General features: G+C 69.5%; 13 protein-coding genes. 7 read left to right on the top strand and 6 right to left on the bottom strand.

Annotated features, from left to right (window positions below; translation table 11 throughout):
• Positions 1 to 28: 28 nt before the first annotated feature.
• Both murJ and AB0O24_RS07490 read right to left on the bottom strand, forming a co-directional pair.
• Positions 29 to 1,627: a murein biosynthesis integral membrane protein MurJ gene (gene murJ, locus AB0O24_RS07485; protein ID WP_363373708.1), complete on the bottom strand. Its 1,599-nt coding sequence runs from the start codon at positions 1,625 to 1,627 to the stop codon at positions 29 to 31.
• Positions 1,624 to 3,861: a DUF6049 family protein gene (locus AB0O24_RS07490; RefSeq protein WP_363373712.1), complete on the bottom strand. Its 2,238-nt coding sequence runs from the start codon at positions 3,859 to 3,861 to the stop codon at positions 1,624 to 1,626. The genes murJ and AB0O24_RS07490 overlap by 4 nt, the downstream gene beginning before the upstream one ends.
• Positions 3,862 to 3,929: 68 nt before the next feature.
• On the opposite strand from AB0O24_RS07490, the gene AB0O24_RS07495 reads away from it, so the two are divergent.
• Complete coding sequence (locus AB0O24_RS07495; protein ID WP_363373714.1) at positions 3,930 to 5,444, top strand: methyltransferase; 1,515 nt, start codon at positions 3,930 to 3,932, stop codon at positions 5,442 to 5,444.
• 126 nt (positions 5,445 to 5,570) lie between these two features.
• Entirely contained in the window at positions 5,571 to 6,998 is a 1,428-nt protein-coding gene (locus tag AB0O24_RS07500; RefSeq protein ID WP_363373716.1) for a CCA tRNA nucleotidyltransferase, read from the top strand.
• 329 nt (positions 6,999 to 7,327) lie between these two features.
• Here AB0O24_RS07500 and AB0O24_RS07505 read toward each other — a convergent pair whose 3' ends face one another.
• The 3 genes from AB0O24_RS07505 to AB0O24_RS07515 all read right to left on the bottom strand — a co-directional run bounded on the left by AB0O24_RS07505 (position 7,328) and on the right by AB0O24_RS07515 (position 10,002).
• Complete coding sequence (locus AB0O24_RS07505; RefSeq protein WP_363373719.1) at positions 7,328 to 8,416, bottom strand: hypothetical protein; 1,089 nt, start codon at positions 8,414 to 8,416, stop codon at positions 7,328 to 7,330.
• Positions 8,413 to 8,769, bottom strand: a complete 357-nt coding sequence (locus AB0O24_RS07510) for a PadR family transcriptional regulator (RefSeq protein WP_275799065.1) — start codon at positions 8,767 to 8,769, stop codon at positions 8,413 to 8,415. Before AB0O24_RS07510 ends, AB0O24_RS07505 begins: the two co-directional genes overlap by 4 nt.
• A gap of 198 nt (positions 8,770 to 8,967) precedes the next feature.
• On the bottom strand, positions 8,968 to 10,002 hold the full coding sequence (locus tag AB0O24_RS07515; RefSeq protein ID WP_363373722.1) for an NAD(P)-dependent alcohol dehydrogenase: 1,035 nt from the start codon (positions 10,000 to 10,002) through the stop codon (positions 8,968 to 8,970).
• A 237-nt stretch (positions 10,003 to 10,239) separates the two neighbouring features.
• Here AB0O24_RS07515 and AB0O24_RS07520 point away from each other — a divergent pair, with 237 nt between their 5' ends.
• The 5 genes from AB0O24_RS07520 to AB0O24_RS07540 all read left to right on the top strand — a co-directional run bounded on the left by AB0O24_RS07520 (position 10,240) and on the right by AB0O24_RS07540 (position 15,234).
• Positions 10,240 to 11,529 carry a GAF domain-containing protein gene (locus AB0O24_RS07520; RefSeq protein ID WP_363373725.1) on the top strand — a complete coding sequence of 430 codons (1,290 nt, stop codon included), beginning with the start codon at positions 10,240 to 10,242 and terminating at the stop codon, positions 11,527 to 11,529.
• A gap of 192 nt (positions 11,530 to 11,721) precedes the next feature.
• The gene (locus tag AB0O24_RS07525) at positions 11,722 to 12,246 is read left to right on the top strand and encodes a hypothetical protein (protein WP_058628443.1); all 525 of its coding nucleotides are present in this window, start codon (positions 11,722 to 11,724) and stop codon (positions 12,244 to 12,246) included.
• Between the two features lie 346 nt (positions 12,247 to 12,592).
• Positions 12,593 to 14,143 carry an aldehyde dehydrogenase family protein gene (locus AB0O24_RS07530; RefSeq protein ID WP_363373729.1) on the top strand — a complete coding sequence of 517 codons (1,551 nt, stop codon included), beginning with the start codon at positions 12,593 to 12,595 and terminating at the stop codon, positions 14,141 to 14,143.
• A gap of 262 nt (positions 14,144 to 14,405) precedes the next feature.
• The gene (locus AB0O24_RS07535; protein WP_363373731.1) at positions 14,406 to 14,786 is read left to right on the top strand and encodes a DUF779 domain-containing protein; all 381 of its coding nucleotides are present in this window, start codon (positions 14,406 to 14,408) and stop codon (positions 14,784 to 14,786) included.
• A 193-nt stretch (positions 14,787 to 14,979) separates the two neighbouring features.
• Entirely contained in the window at positions 14,980 to 15,234 is a 255-nt protein-coding gene (locus AB0O24_RS07540; protein WP_363373734.1) for a DUF3892 domain-containing protein, read from the top strand.
• Positions 15,235 to 15,327: 93 nt separating this feature from the next.
• Here AB0O24_RS07540 and AB0O24_RS07545 read toward each other — a convergent pair whose 3' ends face one another.
• Positions 15,328 to 16,584, bottom strand: a complete 1,257-nt coding sequence (locus tag AB0O24_RS07545) for a DNA cytosine methyltransferase (protein WP_363373737.1) — start codon at positions 16,582 to 16,584, stop codon at positions 15,328 to 15,330.
• Positions 16,585 to 16,593 lie beyond the last annotated feature (9 nt).

Here is a 16,593-nt window from a genome sequence, read left to right on the forward strand (position 1 = left end):
GCCCCGGGGTATTCCGCGGGGCTGAGGGCTAGCGTCGGGGCAGGAACCGGCGCACGAGTGAGAACGCCGACACCACCTCGGGGGTGCGGAAGAGGGCCAGGATGCCGACGTACACCGCCAGCACGACGGTTCCGATCAGGCCGGCTCCGACCGCTCCGGCGAGAGAGCTCGTCGTCATCCAGCCGGTCGATCCCTCGAGGAGCGAGAGAACGACGAATCCGGCCATCGCGGCCGGAAGCGACGCGAGGGTGAACTTGACCAGCGCGGGGAGCCACGCGGCAGCCCCGATCCCGCCGAGGCGCCGGTGCAGCAGCACGCTCGCGACGATGACCTGCACGATGCTGGCGAAGGATTGGGTGAGGGCCACCCCCGCGGCGAGGACGCTGCGATCGAGGAGGAGGCCCGCGAGAACCGCGCCACCGGCCACGAGAGCGCACTGCAGCAGCGTGAAGAAGAACGGGGTCCGGGTGTCGTTGTACGCGTAGAACGTCCGCTGCACGACGAACAGGACGGCCAGAGGCACCAGGCAGAGCAGGAAGCACAGGAGCACCGGAGCCGCGGCGGTCGCCTGCTCGGCGCCGTTGGTGAAGATGCGGCTGGCGGGTACCGCGGCCACGGCGAGGGCGGCAGCGGCCACGACGATGAAGAACCCGAGCGTACGAATGCTGCGAGCGATGTCGGCCCGCACCTCGTCGTGCCGTCCGGATGCCGCGTGCTCGCTGAGCTGCGTGAAGTACGGCGTCCCGATCGAGAGCACGATGATCGAGTACGGGAGCATGAAGAGGAGCCAGGCGTTCTGTGACGCGAAGATCGCCGGGTCCTCCCCAGAGGCGCCAGAGAGCACGTTGGATTGCACGATGCCGGCGAGTTGACCCGCGACGACCATGAGAAACGTCCACCCGGCCAGTCGGGCGATGTGGCGCAGGCCCACGCCCTTCCACTGGAAGTCCGGCCGCAGCGCCAAGCCGGCCCGCCGCCAGAAGAACACCAGCACGAGGGTCTGAACGACGATGCCCGCCGTCGCCGTTCCCGCCAGCACCGCGATCATGCTCGGTGTCCAGGCATCCACCCGGGTCTGGGGACCGCCGAAGATCAGGATGAACGCGCCGAAACCGGCGATCGAGACGATGTTGTTGACGATGGGTGCCCACGTGTACGGGCCGAACACCCGTCGAGCATTGAGGATCTCACCGAGTAGCGCATAAAGGCCGTAGAAGAAGATCTGCGGCAGGCACCAATAGGCGAACGCCGTCGACAGCGCGAGTTGGTCCGCTGTGAACTTGCTCGCGTACACCTGCACGAGGAACGGCGCGGCGATCATCGCGAGGGCGGTCGCGCCGAGCAGCCCGACCGTCCCGAGCGTGAAGAGCTTCGAGATGAACGCTTGGCCGCCGTCGGCGTGCGCTGCGGCCTTGACGATCTGCGGGACGACGACGGCGGTCAGCAGGCCGGTCGAGATGATCGCGTAGATGTTGTTGGGCAGCTGGTTCGCGACAGCGAACGCGTCGCCGGCGCCGCCGAAGGATCCGATCGCGGCGACGAGCACGATCGTGCGGAGCAGGCCACTGACCCGCGAGACGACGGTGCCCGCCCCGATGAGGACGCTCGCGCGACCGATGCTGCTCACGGGCGGGACTCCTCGGAGGCGTGGGGGGCGGTGGGGTCGTCGTCGACGGCATCGCCCTCGGCGGGCGCGCGTCCGTCGGCCGGCTCGTCGTCGGGTGTCGGCTCTGGTTCCTGGCCGGCGGCGGCGCGCCGTCGACGTGCGAGGGTACGGATCACGCCCACGCCGAGGAAGACCACGACGAGCACGATCACGACGATGAGGCCGATGCTCTCCCACTCGGCGCGCACTTCGACGTCGACGACCTGCGGGGCGCCGACGGGCTCTCCCGTGGGGCTGTAGAGCTGCAGGGCGACGCTGACCTCGCCGTTGGCCAGTCGCGCCTCGACGGGCACTTCGACGCGCGTGTTCGCCGAGGCCTGGGCCTCGACGGGGGTGCGATCCTGCACCCGGAGTCGGGCGTCGTCGGGGCGGACCGCGAGCACGACCGAGATCGTCCACGGGAGATCGTTGCGCACCCATGGACGCAGCGGCGCGCTCGAGCTCACCAGGCGGAAGTCCGACGACAGGATGCCGACCGCGTTCAGCGTGGTCTGTGTCGCGGCGCGATGGTCGGAGACGGCCGTGCGGGCGGCATCCCCTGTCCATCCCACGTTCAGCACCTGGAGGACCTCGGCGCGCTCGCGACCGGTGAGCAGGTCGGGCTGCTCGAGGATCGTCGCGAAGCGGTCGATGACCTGCTCGTCGGCGACGAGGTTCGTCACGTCGTCGACGAGCGTGCTGTCGACCGCAGCGTCGACGAGCGAGATCGCGGATGCCGGCTGCCCGGCGATCGCGTCGAGGGTCGTCCCGGTGAAGCCCGGCGCGGTCGTGACGGCCGTCATGGTGGCGCGCAGGCTCCCACGCGATCGGTCCGTGCCGCGGTCGAGGACGGCGAGGACGGGGCGGTCGGCGTTCGCTGTGCGCGCGAAGGCGAGATAGCCGAGCGCTGCGGCGAGGTCGGCTCCCCGTCGGGTGGTGTCGTTCTCGCCGGCCGCGCGGGTCAGCGCCGCCGAGACCTCGGCGTCGTACACGGGGGTGGACACTCCTCCGACGCTGGCGTTCGCCGGGACGGCCTCGCCCGCACCGGCGACGGTGCTCGAGGGAACCAGGACTCGTGTGGGGGCATCCGCGGTCCCCTGACCGCCGAGAGCGGCCACCGTGTCGGCACCCGCGGAGCCGGAGGCCGGCCAATACACCGACGGAGTTGAAGAGCCGATGTCGAGGAGGGTCGCCAGGTCGGGGAGCGTCGGCTGACCGGGGGTCGCGGAGGGATCCGGCGACGGGCTCGCGACCGCAGGGGGCTGCGTGAAATCGCTCGCGGTCATGTACGACTGGAGCGAGGTCGGGGCGAGGGGCGCCGTGAGCCCGGCGCGCAGTTGCGATGCCAGGTCGGCGTCGCCGAACTGCAGAGCGAAGCGTTCGTTGGGCAGAGACAGCAGTCTCTGCAGCCACGCCACGGCGGTGGGAGGTGCCGACGAGCCCAGTGCGCGGATGGATGCCACGATCGCCGGGTCGATCGCCAGGGTCGCCCGCGTGCCGTCGACGGCGTCGAGCTGGGCCGAGAGCGGACCGTCGACCGCCGTCAGATCGACGAGCTCGTTCGCGGTGAGAAGACCCCGCGTCATCGGCGAGGCGGTGATCGGGACGACCAGTCCCAGGGGCGTCGGCGTTCCCCCGTCGGCGGTCACCACCACGACGCTGAGCGCCGTGAGGCCGTCGGCCGTGCGGGCGAGGAGCGGGTACACACCGGCGGCCCGACCGGCCACCGCGGCATCGGTCGCGGGCACGCTGAACGTCGTCGACGCCTGCGCGCCGGAGGGAGTGGCATCCAGAATCCCGGTGGCGATCTGCTGGAGCGTCACGCCCGTCGAATCACCGTCGAGCCAGCGCGTGAGCGCCGAGTCGTCGGCCAGGGCCTGTGTGCCGATCGACAGGGCCACGGAGGAGGCAGGGAGGGCGCTTCCCCCGCTGGGGTTCGCTCGGGTCGCGGTCGCGGTGAGTGCGTCTCCGCTGCGCAGGATGCCGTTGGCCGCCGGAGCGACCGCGAGCACCAGTGCGGCGCTCGCCGTGGCGGAGGGCGTCGGCGTGGCCGTCGGAGCAGCCACGGCGGCGGCGGGCGCGGCCATACCCAGCGCGAGGGCGGTTGCCGCGAGGGTCGCCAGCAGCCGGCGCGTGAGAGGGCGCCGCAGCACGGGTGAGCCAGAGGGCTGGGAGATCACGGTCATACGAGCGTCGGTGGGCGAGGGGTCTCGCACCGCGACGAGTCTAGGGCCGCCCACCTCGGAGCCCCCCGATAGCCTCGCGAAGACGGTTGAATGGAGCGGTGCTTCCCGAACCCGATCCGACGCTTTGCCGCCTCCTCGCCGACGACCTGCGGGCGGCGGGCTACCGCAGCACCGAGCTGAGGAGCGCGTGGGGTCCGCGAGCGGACGACGCCGTCGCACGCGGACTGCTCGGCCCCGCGATGCGTGCGCTGGGCGACCGGCGCGATCCCCTCGCGGTGCTGGGGCGCTTGTGGGGGCTCGGTCGTGCGGTGAGGCGCGACGACCTCGCCGCTACCCTGCCGTCAGTCGGGATTGCGGGAGCCGTCACTCTGGGCCTCGCCGTTGAGGACGGAGACACCGTGGCGCCGACCGTTCTCGTCCGCCCGCAGGCCATCGCCGACGCGGACGGCGAGGAGGAGTGGTGGATCGCGAGCGACCTCGACGAGGCGGCGCTGGGCGGCCCTCTTCCCGAGGATCATGTGTTGGGCGTCGGTGGGGCGTCTCAGACGCTCGCTCGGTTGCAGGTCACCTGGCGTGCCGCCTCGGCTCTCGACATCGGCACGGGGTGTGGCATCCAGGCTCTCCGCCTGCGTCGCCTGGTGCCGCGAGTGGTCGCCACCGACATCTCCGAACGGGCGTTGCGGTTCACGCGCCTGAACGCCCTTCTGAACGACGTCGACGGGATCGAGACGCGGCACGGTTCGCTCTTCGAACCCGTCGAGGGAGAGCTGTTCGAGCGGGTGGCATCCAATCCCCCGTTCGTCATCACCCCGCGTGTGGCGGGGGTTCCGGCGTACGAGTACCGGGACGGCGGGCTCGAGGGCGACGCTCTCGTGGCCTCGGTGATCGCCGGTGTCGGGGCGCACCTCGCGCCGGGCGGGGTGGCGCAGTCGCTCGGGAACTGGGAGTACCGCGCGGACGAGAGCGGACTCGACCGCGTGAAGGGATGGGTCGGCCCCGAACTGGACGCGTGGGTGATCGAGCGCGAGGTACTGGACCCGCTCGCCTACGCCGAGCTGTGGGTGCGCGACGGGGGAACGGTGCCGGGGACACCCGCCTACGCCCGTCTGATCGACGCCTGGCTCGAGGACTTCGATCGGCGCGGGGTCACGGGCGTCGGCTTCGGGTACGTGCTCCTACGTCGACCGCTCGCCGGGGCTCCGACGTTGGCGCGCTACGAGCGGGTCGCCGGCGGTGGGGAGACGGCGTTCGGTCCGCACCTGGCCGCGTGCCTCGAGGAGCACGACCGCGCCGCCCTGCTCGACGACGACGGGCTGGCTGCGGCGACCCTTCGTGTGGCGCCCGACGTCACGGAGGCCCGGCACCATCGTCCCGGCGAGGAGTCTCCGTCGGTGATCGAGCTCCGCCAGGGCGGGGGCTTCGGTCGCACGATCGAGGTCGACCCCGCGCTCGCCGCCCTCGTCGGCGCCTGCGACGGAGATCTCGAGGTGGGAGCGCTGATCGGCGCGATCGCGGAGCTTCTCGAGGTGGATGCCGATGACCTCCGCGCCGACCTCCTCCCCCGCGTCCGCGAGCTCATCGTGACCGGTTTTCTGCGTTTCCTCGACGCGTAGGGCCCTCGCCTGTTTGAGTGTCCACGACACGCCGCAACTGCGGGGTGCGATACGGCGTGTCTTGGACACTCAACCGGAGGCGGCACCGCTGCGGTGCTGTCAGCGGCCCCGGATAGGCTCGAAAGCATGCTGAACATGGCCGAGGGTCTCGCGCGCCTCGAAGAGCTCGCCGCGCATCCCGTGGTCGCCACCCTGGCCCGCGTCTTCGCCGACGCGGGGCGCGATCTCGCGATTGTGGGCGGCCCGGTGCGCGACGCGCTGCTCGGGCGCGTGACGCACGACTTCGACTTCACCACCGATGCCCGCCCCGACGAGATCCTCGCGCTCGTGAAGCCCGTGTCGTCGGTGCAGTGGGACGTGGGACGGGCCTTCGGCACGATCGGCGCCCGCGTGAAGGGCGAGCAGGTCGAGATCACGACCTATCGCGCCGACAGCTACGACGGCGTCACCCGCAAGCCCACCGTCGAGTTCGGCGACACGCTCGAAGCCGACCTCAGCCGTCGCGACTTCACCGTCAACGCGATGGCGCTGCGCGTCCCCGCGCGGGCGCTCGTCGACCCGACCGGCGGCGTCGAAGACCTCATCGCCGGACGCCTGCGCACCCCGATCGACCCGGCCGTGAGCTTCGGCGACGACCCGCTGCGCATGTTGCGCGGGGCGCGCTTCTCGTCGCAGCTCGAGTTCGCGATCGACCCCGACACCCTCGACGCGATGAGCGCTCTGCGCGAGACGCTCCGGATCGTCAGTCCCGAGCGGGTCCAGGCCGAGCTCGTGCGGCTTCTGCAGACGGATGACCCGGTGCGTGGCATCCGGGTCCTGGTCGAGACGCGGCTGATCGACGAGTTCCTCCCCGAGGTCCCCGCGCTGCGGCTCGAGGTCGACGAGCACCACCACCACAAAGACGTGTACGAGCACTCGCTCACGGTGCTGCGCCAGGCGATCGCGCTCGAGAAGGAGCGGAACCCGGATGCCGCGCCCGACGTGCCCCTCCGCCTCGCGGCCCTGCTGCACGACATCGGCAAGCCCGCGACCCGGCGACTGGAGCCCGGCGGCGGCGTGACCTTCCACCATCACGACATCAAGGGTGCGCGGATGGCGCGCAAGCGCCTGCAGGCGCTGCGGTTCGACGCCGCGACCACGACGACCGTCTCGCGCCTGATCGAGCTGCACCTGCGCTTCTTCGGCTACGCGGAAGGCGCGTGGACGGATGCCGCGGTGCGGCGTTACGTCCGAGACGCGGGTGACGAGCTCGAGCGGCTGCACATCCTCACGCGGGCGGACGTGACCACGCGGAACAAGCGCAAGGCCCAGCGCTTGGCATCCGCCTACGACGACATCGAATCCCGCATCGCCGCCCTCCGCGAGCAGGAGGAGATCGACGCGATCCGGCCAGAGCTCGACGGCAACCGCATCCAGGAGGTGCTGGGGCTGACGCCGGGCCGCGAGGTCGGTGAGGCGTATCGCTTCCTGCTCGACCTGCGACTCGACGAAGGCGTGCTCGGCGAAGAAGAGGCCGAGCGGCGTCTTCGGGAGTGGTGGGCTGCCCGGGGGTGAGCTGCGCTCCGGCCGAGCACGAATGGCGTGCGGGCCGGGCGTGGTGTGCCGTCGGGCGTGGTGTGCGGCCGGGCGCGAGGTGTGCCGTCGCGCGGAGTTCGTGGCCGACACGCCGGTCCGGAGCGGTCGGGAACGGCGTGTCGAGGGCGAACTCCGCACGACGGCGCGCGTTCAGCGGGCGGGGAGACGGCCGGGGCGTGATTCGACGCCCCCAAACCGCCGAATCACGCCCCGAGTTCGGGATGCCTACTCCTCCTCGTCGCGAGCGTCCTCCAGTGCGGCGATCACGAGGTGGGTGAGGTCGATGCTCACGATGCGCGGCTCGTCGCTCACGGGGTCACCGCCGCGTCGGTGGGGCTCGGCGACGGCTGAGGCGTGGCCTCGGCAGTCGTTCCGGCGGAAGGCGCCGCGTCAGTCGGGACGGGCTGAACGCGCAGGAACGGGAACGCCGGCGACGTCGCCTTCTTGATGTCCTCCACCGAGTCCCAGCTCATCACGCCCGCCGGGATCTCGTGCAGCGGATAGATGTTCCACGCGTCGGCGGCGCCGGGTGCCGTGTAGGGCACGGGCACCGGACCGCCGCCGCCATAGAAGTAGTTGTCGAAGGGAGCGTTGCCGTTCGCGTTGCCGACGGTCGTGAGCGGAGTGCCGTCCTGATCGAACAGCTGCACGGTCGGGATCGCGTTGCCGTCGGCGTCGAACGCGAAGATGTTGCGGACGCGCTGACCGTCGAGCGACAGCCCCGACGTGTACGGCGCAGCGAAGACGTCGTGCGATCCATCCCACACCACGGACTGCAGGTTGCCGCCGATCGCCGCGAGCGTGAACGGGGTCAGGACCACGGCCACGATGGTCACTGCGGTGCGGAAACCGCGGACGATCGCGTTGGGTGCCCATCGTCCACGACCCCACTGCACGCTCACCAGCACCAGCACCGCCAGGAGCACGATGCCCGGGAACTGCACCGCCCCGATCAGATACGCGACCGCACCCGACATCGAGCCGTACCCCGACCAGAAGAGTGGCGCGATGAAGAGATACAGCACCACCGCGCGCAGAATCCACCAGATCGGACGGAGGGATGCCAGCAGGTCGAGCAACCAGACACCGGCCGGATTGCGACGGATCTGTGCCTCGACAGACGTCCGGGCGTGCGCGAGACGCTGGCGGAACGGCGTGCGTTTCGCTGCGGGAGCATCGCCGCGTTCCGGGAGCCCCGCGGCCGCACGCAGCTCGGCCGCGTAGGTCGCGGCATCCGGAATCGTGAAACCGTCACCGGCCTCGGCGGCCTGATCCGACAGGTCGGCCTCGAGACCGTCGAGCAGGTCGTCGACCTCGTCGACGGGAAGGTCGTCGAGGTGCGCGCGCACCGCTGAGGCGAAGGCGCGGATGTCGTCGTGGACGGGCGTGGTGATCATCGGGCGTCTCCGATCGTGCGCAGCTTCGTGGTCGGGGTGTCGTCGAGGAGTGTGCTCATGGCGGAGGAGAAGTGGGCCCAGCTCGCGCGTTGCGCGGCGAGCAGCTCGCGGCCCTGCGGATTGATCGCGTAGTACTTGCGGTGCGGTCCCCCGTCGCTCGGCACGACGTAGCTCGACAGTGCCCCCGCGGAGTAGAGGCGCCGGAGCGTGCCGTACACCGAGGCATCCCCCACCTCGCCGAGCCCCGCCTCGCGCAGGCGTCGCACGATGTCGTAGCCGTACCCGTCGTCGTGCTGCACGACCGCCAACACGGCGGCATCCAGCACTCCCTTCAATAGCTGCGTCGTATCCACGCGCGGCCCCCTTCGCTTGTCTGCCTCGGACAGTACCACGCAGTGCGCGGTAGTGTGCGGTGCGAAGGCGTGTCGCGATCTGGATGACCCGCCGCGCGCTCGGAACAGACGGATGCTTCGCGCGACGGCGCCGTGGAGGAACGCCGAGGGGGTGGCATCCAATCCCGACGAATGGATGCCACCCCCTCGAGGCGACGATCAGGGAACGACGACCGCGCGGCCGCGCACCTTCCCCGCGTGCAGCTTCTTGTACGCCTCGACGGCGCCGTCGAAGCCATAGCGCTCGACGTGGACGCCGACGGCTCCGCTGCGCGCGAGATCGAGCACCTCGATCAGCTCGCTGCGGGTGCCCCAGTAGGGTGCGCGCACGGCCGCGCCGAACGGGGTCGAGAAGAACCCGGCGGGAAGGATGCCGCCGCCGATCCCGACGATGTGGATGAAGCTGTCGATCCCGGCGACCTCTCGGGCGAGGTCGATCGTCGGCTGCACGCCGACGAAGTCGAAGACCGCGGCGGCACCGAGACCGTTCGTCAGCTCGCGGATGCGATCCGCGGCGTGCTCGTCGGAGGTCACGGTGTGGTGCGCGCCGACCTCGCGCGCGAGGGCGAGCTTGTCCTCGCCGATGTCGACCGCGATCACGGTCGCCTGCGTGATGGCCCGCAGGATCTGGACGCCGACGTGGCCGAGACCTCCGACGCCGATCACGACGGCGGTGGCCCCGGGGTACAGCTTCTCTTTCGCGGAGACGATCGCGTGGTACGGCGTGAGACCGGCGTCGGTGAGCGACACGGTCTCGACGGGATCGAGGTCGCCGAGGGGCGCGAGGTGCCGCGGATCGTCGACGATCACGTACTCGGCCATGGCTCCCGGGCTCCCGAGACCGGGAGGGGTGATGCCCATCTCGGCCGCGTGCGGACAGTAGTTCTCGGCGCCCTTCGCGCAGGCGTGGCAGCGCCCGCATCCCCACGGTCCGTAGATGGCGTAGGCCTCGCCGATGTTCACGCCCTCGACCCCCTCGCCGAGCTCGTCGACGATGCCGGCACCCTCGTGGCCGAGCGTGAGGGGAAGTCCGTAGGTGTACTGCTCCTCGGGGAGGTCCATCACGAACCAGTCGGAGTGGCACAGACCGGCCGCCGTCACCTTGAGGCGCACCTGGCCCGGACCCGCGTGGGGTTCTTCGATCTCGACGACCTCGGGGCCTTTGCCGATCTCGCGATACTGCACTGCCTTCATGGCATCCCTTTCTCTTGTACTCTCCACCGTCCGCCCGGGGGCGGCGCGTGTCGAGGGGGTCGACGGCGTTTCCTCGGCTTGAGAACCCGTCTCATCAATGCACGTGAATGGATTTCGGATGCCGAGACGACACGTCGCACGAGGGCTCCCGGTCCTGGCATCCCGCCGTGAACCCTCGCCCCCGCGCGTGTGCGCACCTACACTGGACGCACCTCCGTCACCGCCGATGGGAGTGCCGTGCCTTCTCCGTGGTCGCGACCGCCGATCTCCCCCGAGACATCGGGGCTGCTGATCGCGCGAGCGCACGAGGAACTTCTCGCGGGCAACGAGGAGGATCGGCGGCTGAACGACGTGCGCCCGCTCGTGCAGGAGTCGTGGCGGCGGTCGTTGGCATCCCTCGTGGGACCGGAGGGACTCCCCTCGCTCGACCTCGCGAGCGACGAGCTCGAGGTGTATCGCCGCGCGCATCCGCTCGCCGGGGTGATGGACATGGTCCGGGCGCTGCTCCTGCCCGGAACGGCCGAGGAATCGGGGGTCGTCGTGGCCGTGGGCGACGCGGCCGGCCGGCTGCTGTGGGTCGAGGGCGACCGGCACATCCGGGCTCTGACCGGCGACATGGGCTTCGTCGCGGGCGCGAACTGGGCGGAGGATGCCGTCGGCACCTCGGCCCCGGGAACGGCTCTGACCCTCGACCGGTCGGTGCAGATCCACGGTGCCGAGCATTTCAATCGGCTCGTGCAACCGTGGTCATGCACCGCGGCACCCGTGCACGACCCGGAATCGCGACGCCTCCTCGGGGTGATCGACGTGACGGGAGGCCCCGAGGCGGTGACTCCGCAAGCGCAATTGCTCGTGGATGCCACGGCCCGGGCGATCGAGAGCGAGATCCTCGTCGCGCGCCTCCGGGCGCAGCAGGCGCCCCCGCCGAAGCGATCGGCGCCGGCGCGGGCCCTGCTGCGCATCCTCGGCCGCGACCGGGCGATCCTGGAGGTCGGCGGGGAGACGCTCGAACTCAGCGCCCGCCACGCCGAGATCCTGCTCCTGCTCGCCGTCCACCGCGAGGGGCTGTCGGCCGAGGCGCTGAGCGAGGCGGTGTACGGGCACCCTGCGGTCGAGACGCTCCGGCCCGAGATGGTGCGTCTGCGGCGCGCGCTCGCCCCGGTGGCTCCGCGCCTGGTGCCGGCATCCCGTCCGTATCGCCTTCCGGACGGACTCGAGACCGACGCGCAGCACGTGCTGTCGCTGCTCGACCGCGGGGCGCATCGCGTGGCACTCGCCGCGTACGCGGGCCCGGTGCTGCCCGAATCGGACGCGCCGGGCGTCGTCGAGGTGCGCGAGTCGGTGCGCTCGGCGCTGCGCGAGGCCCTGCTCGCCGAGGCGGGGGTCGATGTGCTGCTCGCCTACGCCGAGACCGCGGATGCGCGGGACGACGAGGAGGTGCTGCGGCTGTGCCTGGCGATGCTGCCGGCGCGATCGCCGAAGCGGGCGGGGCTCGTGGCGCGGGTGGAGCGGCTCGAGCGGGAGTGAGGCGCTCGCGCTTTCTGGCCCCGGGGTGGCGCATTCCAGGCGCGGTTTCCCGCCGGGGTCGGCGTATTCCCGGGCCGGCATGTCCCACTTCGTGCCGATATCGCGCCGATTTCCCGGACGAAAGAGGACACGGGTTGTGGGGATGACGTCCCGGGGGTGCCCGATGTCGGAGGCCCTCGTTACGCTGAACATATGGACGAAAAGGCGCTCGACATCTTCTCGGCAGCTCGCGCTCGGCGCGACGTGGGGCGCATTCGTGAGGCGCTCGCCGAGGTCAAGGCGGGCGATGTCGCCCGGGTGATCGTCCGTTCCCCGCGCTACGGGCTGTACGCGATCGAGGGAACCGTACGCATCGGTGTGGGCGGGCAGCCGCTCGTCGGCGACATCATCCTGGGCACGAGCTCCGAGATCCAGCGGATCGACGTGGGGATCGAACCTCCCGAGCCGGCGCTCACGGCCGATGTCGTCGACCCGTCGACCCTCCCCCACGGCACGCCCGTGCGGGTCACCTTCGCCACACCGACGAACCACACCTTCGCCCTGACCGGGCCCATCACCGCCGGCAACGATCGCTTCCTCCTCGTCGGCAGTTGGATCGTCGCCGACGACCGCACGATCGCTCCGCGCGTCATCAGCATCGAGCGCCTCGACGACATCGACCTGCACGAGGTGAACGTCCCGCCCCTGCGCTCGGTCCTGGCGGACGCCGACGTCTGACGGTACGCGCGGAACGGATGCCACGGCCTCGGGGTCGTGGCATCCGTGGTTTCCGGTGCCTGCGCCGCAGTTGTGGGGGGCGGGCGCGCGGCCGCTGGGCATGCGTGATGTCGCGTGCTGTCCGTGCGGGGCATGCGCGACGCAGCTCAGGTGAACGGATTCGGATGCGCGCAGCGGATTCGGATCGAACGGGCAGCGGCATCCGAATCCGCTGCACGTATCCGATTCCGGTGGCGAGGTCTCGGGTGCACGCGGGTGCAACCCGATGCAACCTCCCCCGGCGTACCGTCGGCGCATCGCCGCTCGAAGCCGTCGCGGCGACTCATGACCGTCGAAGGAGACACGCATGACCATCGTCGAAGAAGGCGTCTCGAGCGTCTATGCCGCCCCCGGCACCCGCGGGGCCGTCGCCGAGTACCGCTCGCGGTACGGGCACTACATCGGCGGCGAATGGGTCGAACCGCACAGCGGCGAGTACTTCGAGAACATCACCCCCGTCACCGGCAAGCCGTTCTGCGAGGTCGGCCGCGGCGACGCGCACGACATCGATCGGGCGGTGGATGCCGCGTGGAAGGCGTTCGCGTCGTGGAAGAAGACGACGCCCGCTGAGCGCAGCGTCATCCTGAACAAGATCGCCGACCGGATCGAGGAGAACCTCGAGCGGATCGCCGTCGCCGAAACGTGGGAGAACGGCAAGCCGGTGCGCGAGACGCTCGCCGCCGACATCCCGCTGACCGTCGACCACTTCCGCTACTTCGCCGGGGTGCTGCGGGCGCAGGAGGGCTCGCTCAGCCAGCTCGATGAGAACACCGTGGCGTACCACTTCAACGAGCCGCTCGGTGTGGTCGGGCAGATCATCCCGTGGAACTTCCCCATTCTCATGGCGGCATGGAAGCTCGCTCCGGCCCTCGCCGCGGGTAACTGCGTCGTGATCAAACCGGCCGAGCAGACCCCGGCATCGCTGCTGTTCCTGTTCGACATCATCGGCGACCTGCTCCCCGCGGGCGTCGTCAACATCGTCAACGGCTTCGGCATCGAGGCGGGGGCGCCGCTGGCGCAGCACAAGCGCATCCGCAAGATCGCGTTCACGGGTGAGACCACGACCGGGCGTCTGATCATGCAGTACGCGTCGCAGAACCTCATCCCGGTGACGCTCGAACTCGGAGGCAAGAGCCCCAACGTGTTCTTCGAGGACGTCGCGCTGCGGAGCGACGACGCCTACTACGACAAGGCGCTCGAGGGCTTCACGATGTTCGCCCTCAACCAGGGTGAGGTCTGCACGTGTCCGTCGCGATCGCTCATCCAGCGTTCGATCTACGACCAGTTCCTCGGCGACGGCCTCGAGCGCGTGAAGAAGGTCCGTCAGGGCAACCCGCTCGACCCCGAGACGATGATCGGCGCGCAGGCCTCGAACGACCAGCTCGAGAAGATCCTGTCGTACATCGACATCGGCAAGCAGGGCGGCGCCAAGCTGCTCACGGGCGGGGAGCGGGTCGACCTCGGCGGCGACCTCTCGGGTGGCTACTACGTCGCGCCGACGGTGTTCGAGGGCACGAACGACATGCGCATCTTCCAGGAGGAGATCTTCGGTCCCGTGCTCTCGGTCACGTCGTTCGACGACTTCGACGACGCCATCTCGATCGCCAACGACACCCTGTACGGCCTGGGCGCAGGCGTGTGGAGCCGAAGCGGCGACACCGCCTACCGCGCAGGTCGGGCGATCGAAGCCGGACGCGTCTGGACGAACACGTACCACCAGTACCCCGCGCACGCCGCGTTCGGCGGGTACAAGCAGTCGGGCATCGGCCGCGAGAACCACCTCAAGATGCTCGACCACTACCAGCAGACGAAGAACCTGCTCGTGTCGTACGCCGAAGGGGCGATGGGCTTCTTCTGATCGACCGTGTCGGGGTCGTGGCGGCGACCCGACCGCGTGACCCCCGGGTTCGTCCCGGGGGCCACGCCCGTTTGGTCAGCGCCGCGTCGTTCGCCGGCACCGCGCGATGGTGCGTGTCCCACTTTGTGCGAGTTCTCCGGGCGGAATCTGCACAAAGTGGGACACGCCCCTCGGGACGGAGGTCGCGCGTCCCGCATTGTGCGAATCGAGCTTCGATTTCCCGCACAAAGTGGGACACGCCTTCAGGAAAGGACGGATACGGATGCCAGAACTCTCCCGCGTGGACGTGACGGATGCCGCGGCCGCGCTGCTGCGTGACCTGACGGCGAAGCACGGCCCGCTGATGTTCCATCAGTCCGGGGGCTGCTGCGACGGCAGCTCGCCGATGTGTTACCCGGTGGGGATGTTCCTGATCGGACCGAGCGACGTACACCTCGGGAGCATCGAGGTCGGGCTGGACGACCCGATCGAGGTCTACATGTCGGAGTCGCAGTTCGAGTACTGGAAGTTCACGCACCTGACGATCGACGTCGTGCCGGGCCGCGGCGCGGGGTTCTCGGTCGAGGGGCCGACGGGGATGCGGTTCCTCATCCGGTCGCGGATGCTGACGGAGGAGGAGGCGGTGGCGTTCGGGCTGGTGTAGGCCTTCGCGCCCGCTCCTCATGTTCGAGCAGCAGCGTGCTCGACCATCATCCAAGTCGACTTGGACTTCGAACGCGCCGTGCCGCAGCTCATATGACAAGCTCCGGTCCCACCATCGAATGGGAATCAATGTCCGAGGTCGGTGCAATAGTTCCAACACCCTGCGAATTGCGGGCGTAATGATTGGAGCAAGAATGGCCGATGCAGAAATTAAGAACGTGCGAAAGGACCGAGAGGGCGACATTACGGATGTCGGAGTGAGGGGCTCGTGGGAGTGGCCCGTGCCGCAGGTCGTGGCTTCTATCGAGGCTGGGACAAACACCTTCTATGTCAGGCTTCCTCAGCGCGCCGACGTCTATGTGTCCAAAACGGGCACGGGGCAAAAGTTCCTCAAGACGACGGCTGACACCACAACGAAGAACAATCTGGACAGCTTGCCGCCGCTGTAAGCGCTGTCGCGATGATTCTTCGCTGGCGGGGCGTGTGGCTTGAATTCTTTCCGGGGCGCATGTCCCGCCAGTCGCGGGGTTGCAAAGCGGAAATCAGGCGCGCAACAAGGGGCGTATGCTCTTGTCGGACTTGGCGTATCCGAGCTGCTCAACGACGGACCGAATGACGGCTTTGCCCAGTTCCATAGGGACGGCGTTCCCGAGTTGCCGCTGCACGTCCGCCCGGGTTCCCTGGACTCTGAAGTCGTCCGGGAAGGACATCAACCGGAGGATCTCCTCGATCCGCAGTCTCCGTGCGCGCTCACCGGATGCCGTCTTGACGTTCTCCCAATGGAAGGGCCCAACCCAAGGCCCGGGCTGGGCTTGGAGGGTCGATGAGGGGCGATCCGGATGCAGGCGAAGCAGGAAGGTCCAGTACCGGCTGCGCCAGTCGAAGACGTTTCGCCCGTCGTATCGGTCTGTGTGCCACAGATAGTTCTGTCCGGGCGGAATCTCGGCGGCAAGTTCGCCGTAGGTGCCGTCAACGATCTCCTCGCTTGCAACTCGTGCGACGGCAGGGAGAGTCCGGAAGGCCTCGGCGGCGGTTACGTGAGGAATCTTGGTTGCGTCGACCTTGCGATCACGCTCGCTCCAACCCGAATGCGTGGGCTCTGGGAACTCCAGCTTCTTCCCGTCGCGGCGCCCGATCACGAACACGCGTCTCCTGAGCTGAGGGACTCCGTAGTCGGCCGCCAGCAGTACCCTCCACTGAGGGTTGTAACCCAGTTCTCCCAGAGCCTTGAGGAGTCTCTCGAACTGAGCGCGGTGGGTCTTGTATGTGAGCCCCTGCACGTTCTCGAGGATAAACGCCTCGGGCTGCGTGTCCTTCACAACCCTCACGTACTCGTCGAGAAGCGAAGCGTTCGGGTCACGGCTCTCACGCTTTTGCTCCAGCCAGAACCCGGACTTGCTGAACGGGGTACAAGGTGGGCCCCCGATGACGAGCGCCGCTTCGCCAGAACGGAGCTTGGCGGTATCGAGGATCTGCTCGGTGCTGATTGCGCGGATGTCGCCCGTCACTGTCGGCACACCATCGAAGTTCTCTCGGAGCGTCGACAGCGCCTGCTCGTTGTAGTCAGTGGCAACGGCGACCCGGAGGAGGCCTGAGCCCGTGTCCTCACTGACTAGGGCCTCGCCGTCCGCTCGTTCGGCGGCAAGGTCCAATCCCCCAGCGCCAGAGAACAGGCTGACGACCGGCAGCTGCTCCGCCATGGTCACCTCGATTCTTCGCCCGCGGGCGTCTTGACAGTCCAGTATCTCCGACCCGATGTTGCACCAGGCCTCCGACATGCCCCACTCGATGGTGCACATCCTCTGCGT

Source organism: Microbacterium sp. NPDC086615 (assembly GCF_040686055.1).
Lineage (GTDB): Bacteria > Actinomycetota > Actinomycetes > Actinomycetales > Microbacteriaceae > Microbacterium.